General features: G+C 73.2%; 6 protein-coding genes. All 6 read left to right on the forward strand.

What is annotated here, in order from left to right:
• A partial coding sequence (locus EW117_RS29195) for an aminopeptidase P family protein (protein ID WP_165362925.1) occupies positions 1-1,373 on the forward strand: 1,373 nt, incomplete at its 5' end.
• Positions 1,370-4,120 carry a beta-L-arabinofuranosidase domain-containing protein gene (locus tag EW117_RS29200; RefSeq protein ID WP_129790230.1) on the forward strand — a complete coding sequence of 917 codons (2,751 nt, stop codon included), beginning with the start codon at positions 1,370-1,372 and terminating at the stop codon, positions 4,118-4,120. The genes EW117_RS29195 and EW117_RS29200, both read left to right, overlap by 4 nt.
• A gap of 101 nt (positions 4,121-4,221) precedes the next feature.
• Complete coding sequence (locus tag EW117_RS29205) at positions 4,222-6,468, forward strand: glycoside hydrolase family 127 protein (RefSeq protein WP_129790231.1); 2,247 nt, start codon at positions 4,222-4,224, stop codon at positions 6,466-6,468.
• A 32-nt stretch (positions 6,469-6,500) separates the two neighbouring features.
• Positions 6,501-7,718 carry a M6 family metalloprotease domain-containing protein gene (locus EW117_RS29210; protein ID WP_165362926.1) on the forward strand — a complete coding sequence of 406 codons (1,218 nt, stop codon included), beginning with the start codon at positions 6,501-6,503 and terminating at the stop codon, positions 7,716-7,718.
• Between the two features lie 131 nt (positions 7,719-7,849).
• A complete protein-coding gene (locus EW117_RS29215; RefSeq protein ID WP_129790233.1) occupies positions 7,850-8,119 on the forward strand; it encodes a hypothetical protein in 270 nt (89 codons plus the stop codon).
• 280 nt (positions 8,120-8,399) lie between these two features.
• Positions 8,400-8,570, forward strand: a complete 171-nt coding sequence (locus tag EW117_RS29580) for a hypothetical protein (protein ID WP_165362927.1) — start codon at positions 8,400-8,402, stop codon at positions 8,568-8,570.
• Positions 8,571-8,616 lie beyond the last annotated feature (46 nt).

An 8,616-nucleotide genomic window follows, 5' to 3' on the forward strand; every position in this document is an offset into this window, starting at 1 on the left:
CGTTCAACGCCTACATGGCGCGAGGCTGGGGTGCGCCCGACGCCGTCGTGCCGATGACGCCCGGGGCGCCCGCCGCGGCGGCCGCGCACCGCGAGCGCCTGTCGGAGCGGATCGGCGCGAGCGACGTCGTGGTGGGCGCGGGCCGCGCGTCCCTGCGTAACGGCGACGTGCTCTACGGGTTCCGCGCGGACAGCGACTTCGTCTGGCTCACGGGCGCGCAGGCCGAGGACGGCGTCCTGGTGCTGCGCGCGAGCGGCGGCGGTCACGACGCGACGCTGTACCTGCCGCCGCCGGCCAAGCCGGGCGACAGCGCCTTCTTCGGGAACGCGGCGTACGGCGAGCTGTGGGTCGGGCCGTCGCCGGACCTGGGCGACTGGGCGGAGGCGTTCGGCATCACCGTGGAGCCGCTGTCCGCGCTGGACGGCGTGCTCGCCGGGCTGGCCGGGGCGCTCGCGGCGCCGTCGGTCGACGAGGAGCTGGTGCGCCGGTTCGGCCTGAAGCCGTCGGAGGATCTGGCTCGCGCGCTGTCGGACCTGCGGATGATCAAGGACGACTGGGAGATCGCGCAGCTGCGCGAGGCCGTCGACCACACGGTCACCGGCTTCGAGGCGGTGGTCGCGGAGCTGCCGCGCGCGATCGGCGGCCTGGGCGAACGCTGGCTGCAGGGCACGTTCGACCGGCATGCGCGCACGTTCGGCAACGGGCCGGGGTACTCGACGATCGTGGGCTCCGGCCCGCACGCGCCCACCCTGCACTGGGTGCGCTGCGACGGCCCCGTTCTGCCCGACATGCCGCTGCTGCTCGACATGGGCGTCGAGGCGAACTCCCTGTACACGGCTGACGTGACGCGCACCGTCCCGCCGTCGGGCACCTTCAGTGCGGTGCAGCGGCAGGTGCACGACCTGGTCGAGAAGGCGCACCGTGCGGGCATGGCGCAGATCCGTCCCGGCGTCGAGTACCTCGACTTCCACTACGCCTCGATGGAGGTGATCGCGCAGGGGCTGCACGACTGGGGGCTGCTGGACGTCTCGGTCGACGAGGCCCTGTCGCCGGCCGGGCAGCAGCACCGGCGCTGGCTGGTGTGCGGCATCGGCCACCACCTCGGCCTGGACGTGCACGACTGCGCCCACTCCGACTACCCGACGTACCAGGCGGCGCCCCTGGAGCCGGGGGTGGTCATGACCGTCGAGCCGGGGCTGTACTTCCACGCGCACGACGAGACGGTGCCCCCGGAGCTGCGCGGCATCGGCGTCCGGCTGGAGGACGACCTGCTGGTCACGCCCGACGGCGCGGAGGTGCTGTCGGACGCGCTGCCGATCGACGCGGCGGGCATCGAGCGCTGGACCCGGGAGCGGATCGGTGACGCCCTGTGACGACCAGTGTGACGACCGCTGACGCCGTCGCCGAGCCGTTCCCGCTGCACGCCGTCGAGCTGCGTGAGGCGATCTTCACGCGGGCCCGGGACCAGATGATGCACCTGGCGCGCACCTACCCCGTCGACCGGCTGCTCGCGGTCTTCCGCGCGAACGCCGGCCTGGACACACGCGGCGCGCAACCGCCGGGCGGCTGGGAAGACTTCGGCCACGCCGACGAGGACGCCTGGGGCCCCGACGACTATCCCGGGCGCGAGGCCGCGCCCACGGCCAACCTGCTGCGCGGCCACTACGCGGGCCACTTCCTGTCCATGCTGGCGATGACCCACGCGGGTGCGGGTGATGCCGTCGTGCGGGCAGAGCTGAAGGCCAAGGTCGACCACCTGGTCGAGGGCCTGCAGGAGGTCCAGCAGGCGCTGGCGGCGTCGGGACGCTACAGCCATCCGGGGTTCCTCGCGGCGTACGGCGAGTGGCAGTTCTCCCGCCTGGAGGGCCTGGCGCCGTACGGCGAGATCTGGGCGCCGTACTACACCTGCCACAAGATCATGGCGGGCCTGCTCGACGCGCACCGGCACGCGGGCTCGCAGGTCGCGCTGGAGATCGCCGCCGAGATGGGACGCTGGGTGCACGGCCGGCTCTCCGTGCTGCCCGCCGAGCAGCGCAGGGACATGTGGTCCCTGTACATCGCGGGCGAGGCGGGCGGCATGAACGAGGTGCTGTGCGACCTCGCCGTCCTGACCGGCGACAAGACCTTTGTCGAGACCGCCCGCCTGTTCGACCTGGACTCCCTGCTGGACGCCGCGGCCGAGGGCCAGGACGTGCTGGACGGCATGCACGCCAACCAGCACGCCGCGACGCTCCTGGGCTACCTCGCGCTGGGTGACCTGACGGGCGAGGCGCGCTACCGGGACGCCGCCGTCAACATCTGGGACATGCTCGTGCCGGGGCGCACCTTCGCCCACGGCGGCTCGGGCGAGAACGAGCTGTGGGGACCCGCGGGCGCCGTCGCGCGTGACATCGGCAACCGCAACGCCGAGACCTGCGTGGCCTACAACATGCTCAAGCTCGCCCGCGCCCTGTTCGAGCGCACCGGCGACGCGCGCTACGCGGAGTACTACGAGCGGGCCGTCACCAACCAGGTCCTGGGATCGCGGCGGGACGCCGACTCGGACGACTCGCCCGAGGTCACCTACATGTTCCCCGTCCACCCGGGGGCGCTGCGCGAGTACGACAACGTCGGCACCTGCTGCGGCGGCACCGGCCTGGAGAACCACGTCAAGTACCAGGACTCGGTCTACTTCCGGTCGGTGCCGGGCGCCGACCGGACGCTCTGGGTCAACCTCTACGTCGCTTCGGCGCTGGACTGGGCCGAGCAGGACGTGCGCCTGGTCCAGGAGACGGCCTACCCGCTGGAGGGCAGCAGTCGATTGCTGGTCGACGCGACCGGGACCCTCGACCTCCGGCTGCGGGTGCCCGGCTGGGTCACCGGCGGCTTCGCCGTCACGGTCGACGGTTCGCCCGAGCTCGTGGATGCCGTCCCCGGCCAGTACGTCTCGATCCGGCGCGACTGGACCCCGGGCACCGTGGTCGAGATCAGCATGCCGCTGACCCTGCGCGAGGTGCCCGCCCCGGACGACACGTCGCTGGTCACGCTCGAGCTCGGGCCCACGGTCCTCCTGGCCCGCAGCGCCGCCACGACCTGGCTGCCCGTCGCCGCCGCGACCTGGCGGCGCCTCGACGGAACGCTCGACGTGCCCCTGACCCGGGCCGACGACGGCACCTGGCGACTGGGTGACCTCGAGCTGGAGCCGGCGTGGTCCGGGTCGGACGCGCGATACCACATGTACCTGCGGCGGTCCGACGCCCGCATCGGGTTCGCGGGGGCCGGCGCCGGGGCGGATCTGGCCGCCGGTCAGGCCGGTCCGGCCGCCGCCGACTCGGGCGTGCCGAACGTCGCCTGCCAGGACGGCAGCACCTTCCTCGACGTCCTCTGGTCGGACGGCGGCTTCGGCTCCCGCGACAGGTTCCTCCAGGCGGTGCTGCGCACCACCCACGAGTTCGTGGGCGTCGGGCTGCTCAGCGCCGCCGAGGCCGAGGCGGTCCTGGCTGCCGCCGTCCGCTCGGGTGTGGGCAGGACCAGGGACGGCGAGACCGCGGAGGGCGACGCGGCCCGCACTGCCGAGGCCGCCTTCCTCGCGGAGGCAACCGCCACCCTGCGAGCTGACGCCGGATCCGGGTCAGCGCCCCGCGTCGAGGTGGTCCCGGCCGCCGCGCCCAGCGTCACCGGCTGGTACCACCGACCGGCCGAGCTCACCGTCACCGCGCGGGCCGATGTCGGCGAGCCGACCGTCGAGGTCCGGGTGGACGAGGCCCCGTGGACACCCGCCGGGTCCGAGCCGCTGGTCCTGGGCGACGGCGTCCACACGGTCACGGCGCGCGCCGTCGACCAGGACGGGCGCGAGCGCCACGTCGTCCGCGAGGTCAGCGTCGACACCACGCCACCCCGGACCACCGCGACCGCGCGCCGCCTCGGCGCCCGCGGCGTCGAGATCAGCCTGACGGCCACCGACGACGTCTCCGGCGTGGACAGCATCCGGTGGAAGGGGCCCGACACCTTCTGGGCCACCTTCCGCGAGCCGTTCACGCGGGCGCTCGCCGACGTCCCCCAGGTCATCGAGTTCACCGCCACCGACCGGGCGGGCAACGAGGAACCGATCCGGACCCTCGTCCTCCCGCCCGCCGACTGACCCCCAGCGTGTCAGACGCACGGGTCACCCAGGTGACCTGTGCGTCTGACAGCTCGTTGGGCACCACGCACGAGCACGTCAACGAAGGAGTTGGAACACTCATGCACCAGCACGACCAGCACCTCACCCGACGCACGGTCCTCCGTGCCGGCGCCACCGGCCTCGCGGCCGGCCTCCTCTCGGCCGGGCTGGGTCCCCTGGCCGCCACCGCGACGGCGTCGGCCCCGCCTGCCGCCCTGCTCCCCCGCCGGCCCCTGCACCTGCCGGACCCGACGGCGGCACGCGACCAGTGGGCCGTCCGGCCCTTCCCGCTGACCGACGTCGGGCTGTCACCCAGCGTCGCCACCCGGGCCGAGGACCAGATGCTGCACTTCCTGCGCGAGTTCCCGGTCGACCGGGTGCTCGCCGTGTTCCGGCGCAACGCCGGGATCGACACCCGCGGAGCCGACGCGCCTGGCGGCTGGGAGGGCTTCGGCCACGCCGAGGAGGAACCCTGGGGCCCCGACGACTACCCCGGCCGGGAGAACGTGCAGACCGCGAACCTGCTGCGCGGCCACTGGGGCGGGCACTTCCTGTCCGCCACCGCGCTCGCCTGGGCCTCCACCGGCGAGCGGGTGTTCCAGGACAAGGCCGACCAGCTCGTCGCGGGCCTGGGCGAGGTGCAGGCGGCGCTCGCGGCGACCGGCCGGTTCACGCACCCGGGCTTCCTCGCCGCGTACGGCGAATGGCAGTTCAGCCAGCTCGAGGAGTACGCGCCCTACGGTGAGATCTGGGCGCCCTACTACACCTGCCACAAGATCATGGCCGGCCTGCGCGACGCCTACCAGCTCACCGGCAACGAGCAGGCCTTGGAGATCGCCGTCTCCATGGCCGACTGGGTCGGCTCCCGGCTCGATGACCTGCCCGACGCCCAGCTGCAGAAGATGTGGAGTCTCTACATCGCCGGCGAGTACGGCGGCATGAACGAGGTGCTCGCCGACCTGACGACGATCACCGGCGACGAGCGGTACGCGTCCACGGCCAACCGGTTCGACCTGCGGGCCCTCATCGACGCCTGCGCCGACGGCGTCGACACGCTGAACGGCAAGCACTCGAACCAGCACATCCCGCAGTTCTCCGGCTACCTCAACATGTACGACCTCACCGGCGACACGCACTACCTGGAGGCCGTGCAGGGGTTCTGGGGCATGGTCGTGCCGGGCCGCACCTACGCGCACGGCGGCAACGGCGAGGCCGAGCTGTTCGGCCCGCCCGACACCGTCGCCGGCGACATCGGCCCCCGCAACGCCGAGACCTGCGCCACGTACAACATGCTCAAGGTCTCGCGCCTGCTGTACTTCCACACCCTCGACCCGAAGTACATGGAGTACTACGAGCGCGGCGTGCTCAACCAGATCATCGGGTCCAAGCGCGACACCCGGTCGGCGACCAGCCCCGACGTCACGTACATGTACGGCGTCAACCCCGGCACCACCCGCGAGTACGGCAACATCGGGACCTGTTGCGGCGGCACGGGCCTGGAGAACCACGTCAAGTACCGAGACTCGATCTACTTCCGCTCGGCCGACGAGAACGCCCTCTACGTCAACCTCTACCTCGCCTCCACGCTCGTCTGGCCGGAGCGCGGGCTGCGCGTGGTGCAGCGGACCGAGTACCCGCGGGCGGGCGCCACCCGCCTCACGTTCGAGGGTTCGGGCGACCTGGACCTGCACCTGCGCGTGCCCGGCTGGGTGCGCAGGGGATTCACGGTGCGGGTCAACGGCCGCTCCGAACGGCTGGACGCCGTCCCCGGCACGTACGTCACCCTCTCGCGCACCTGGTCGGACGGCGACGTGGTCGACGTCGACATGCCGCTGGGCATACGGGCGGTCCCCACCGTGGACGACTCCGGGGTCCAGTCGATCGAGTGGGGACCGACCGTACTGCTGGCGCGCGGCGACTCGCCGGAGTACCTCCGGCTGACCCTCTACCCGCACATGGGCCTGGACGGCACGGTCGACGGCGCCTTCACCCCGGCTGGTGGTGACGCCGCGAGCGGCTACTTCGAGCACGGCGGCCGCACGTTCGAGCCTGCCTGGTCCGGCGACCACACGAAGTACCACATGTACATCAAGCGACACGAGCCGGCGATCGTGTTCTCCGGCGACGACTCCGGCGTCGCCAACGTGGCCCGCGAGGACGGCACCACGTTCCTCGACACCGTCTGGCACGACGGCGGCTTCGCTCACCAGGGCGCGCTCGTCGCGCACGTGACGCGCACCGCCCGCGAGTTCGTCGCCGACGGGCTGCTGACGGCGGACGAGGGCGAGCGCGTGGTCCGCACGGCGGCCGAGGCGGACTTCGGATGAGCCGTACCCGAGCACGGACGAGGAGAGCACACGTGAACCAGCTGCGAACCACCCGGCCCTACCGGGCGCTGTCCCTCGCGGCGACCGCCGCCGTAGTCCTGGTGACCGGGGCAGTCACTGTGCCGGCGAGCGCCTCGGCGGGGGTGTCGCCGTCCTCGGCCGCCGCCGGACCGGCGGCTGAGTGCCGCCTCCCGGCCGCCGTCGACGGCCTCGGCTCCGGCTTCCCGGTCGACGAGCAGGCGCTCCCGGCCACGGGGACGCTCAAGGCGGCGCTGCTCTACGTGGACTTCGAGGACCATCCGGCGCCCGCCGGGTCGCTCGACGAGGCGGGCGCGAACCTGGCGTCGGGCGTCGAGTACCTGGAGCGGGTCTCGGGCGGTCGGCTCGACGTCGAGACGACGTCGTCGGACGGGTGGGTCCGGATGCCCGAGCCCTCCACGTCGTACCCGTTCGATCGCGGGCTGAGCTACGAGGACCACGTCCGGTACATCGGCGACGCGATAGCGGCGGCTGACGCCACGTTCGACTTCTCGGACGTCGACGTGGTCTGGGTGACGGCGACGAAGGAGGCGCCCGACATCACCTACTCGCCGACCACGAACTTCCTTGATGTGACGGCGGACGGCAACCACCTCACCCACGCGGTCACGTTCGGCTTCGACCAGTGGCGCTGGGGCGGGCTGGTGCTGGCCCACGAGTCGGGGCACACGCTCGGTCTGCCGGACCTCTACCTGTTCGAGGCGCCGCCGGACGACCCGGGGAACTGGCACGCGGCGGTCGGCGGCTGGGACCTGATGGGCCTCATCTCGGGCGCAGGGCCGGAGTATCTCGCCTGGCACCGGTGGCAGCTCGGCTGGCTGGAGGACGCGCAGGTGGTCTGCGCGGAGCCGCGGCGGGCCACCAGTGCGTTGCTGCGCCCGGTCGCCGGGTCGGGCACTGCCGCGCCGTGGCAGGACGCGATGGTCGTGTACCGGCTCTCGGAGACGCGCGCCGTCGTCGTCGAGAACCGGCAGCCCGTCGGGTACGACGCGGGCATCGGCACGAGCGGCGCCCTCGTCTACACGGTCGACACGTCCGTGCCCTCGGGCGAGGGCCCGGTGCGGGTCGTGGACTCGACCCCGGGTTCGGCGGACGGTCTCGACGACGCCCCGTTCGCCCCGGGTTCGTCCTGGACGGAGCCGACGTCGGGCGCCGTCCTCACGTTCCGCCCCGGCCCGGCAAACACCCTGGGTGTCACCATGACCCCCTGACCCCAGGTTTGTTGTGGGCGGGACCGTTGCGCCTAAAACGGGCAGCTAGTCGCAACGACCCCGCTCACAACACGCTACGGGCAAGCGCGTCGACGGCCGCACGCCGGAGCGCCTGAGCCAGCCCTTCCGGCGTGAGCCGCGACGGCGGCTGCCCTGCCGGCGCGAAGGACGGGCTGCGCCTCGCGTGCGACGAGCTGGTGGTCGAGGTGCTCCGCCGCCGGGTGCTGCAACTGGCGAAGAAGAACCAGCTCGCCAACGCCGACGCCCGCGACACCGCGACCGTGATGACCGCCATGCACTCCTGGTCGTGCGGCACACGCGGTCGGAGGAGCAGCGCGGGCGTGTGGAACTGGTGCGGTCGGCCGCCGTCGGGCACGCCGCACCGCTTGCCGCGGCGGTAATCCTGGTCGGCGCCGCCGGACTGCTGATCGGGCTCGTCTCCGCCGCGGGCACGCGGGCGCGGCCACCTGGTCGACGCCGCCTGGCTCACCTGGGCGTCGCCCTCCGGGTGGCTCGAAGGCACCCGCCCGTTCACGGGCGACCGCTGGTGGCCGCTGGGTCTGGTGCTGGCGTTCGTCGTGGCGGCTCTCGCCGTGGCGTTCGCCCTGTCCGCGCGCCGGGACCTCGGCGCGGGGCTGTCCCGGCGCGGAGCGGGCGCGCGGCCGCGCCGGGGTGGTGGTCGTGCTCGCTTTCCCCGTCGGGGCCCACGCGATCCTCGCCGTCCTGCGGGCGCGGCACGACGAGACGTCCGGCATCGCCGAGCTGACGCTCGCGGCGCCGGTCTCGCGCGTCCGGTGGGCGCCGCGTCGGTGGGCTCCGCCCTGGCCGGATCCGCGGCGATCCTGCTCGTGATCGGGCTGACCCGGTCACGCGAGTGACCTGTGCGTCTGACACCGGC

It is taken from the genome of Promicromonospora panici, assembly GCF_900608595.1.
Lineage (GTDB): Bacteria > Actinomycetota > Actinomycetes > Actinomycetales > Cellulomonadaceae > Promicromonospora > Promicromonospora panici.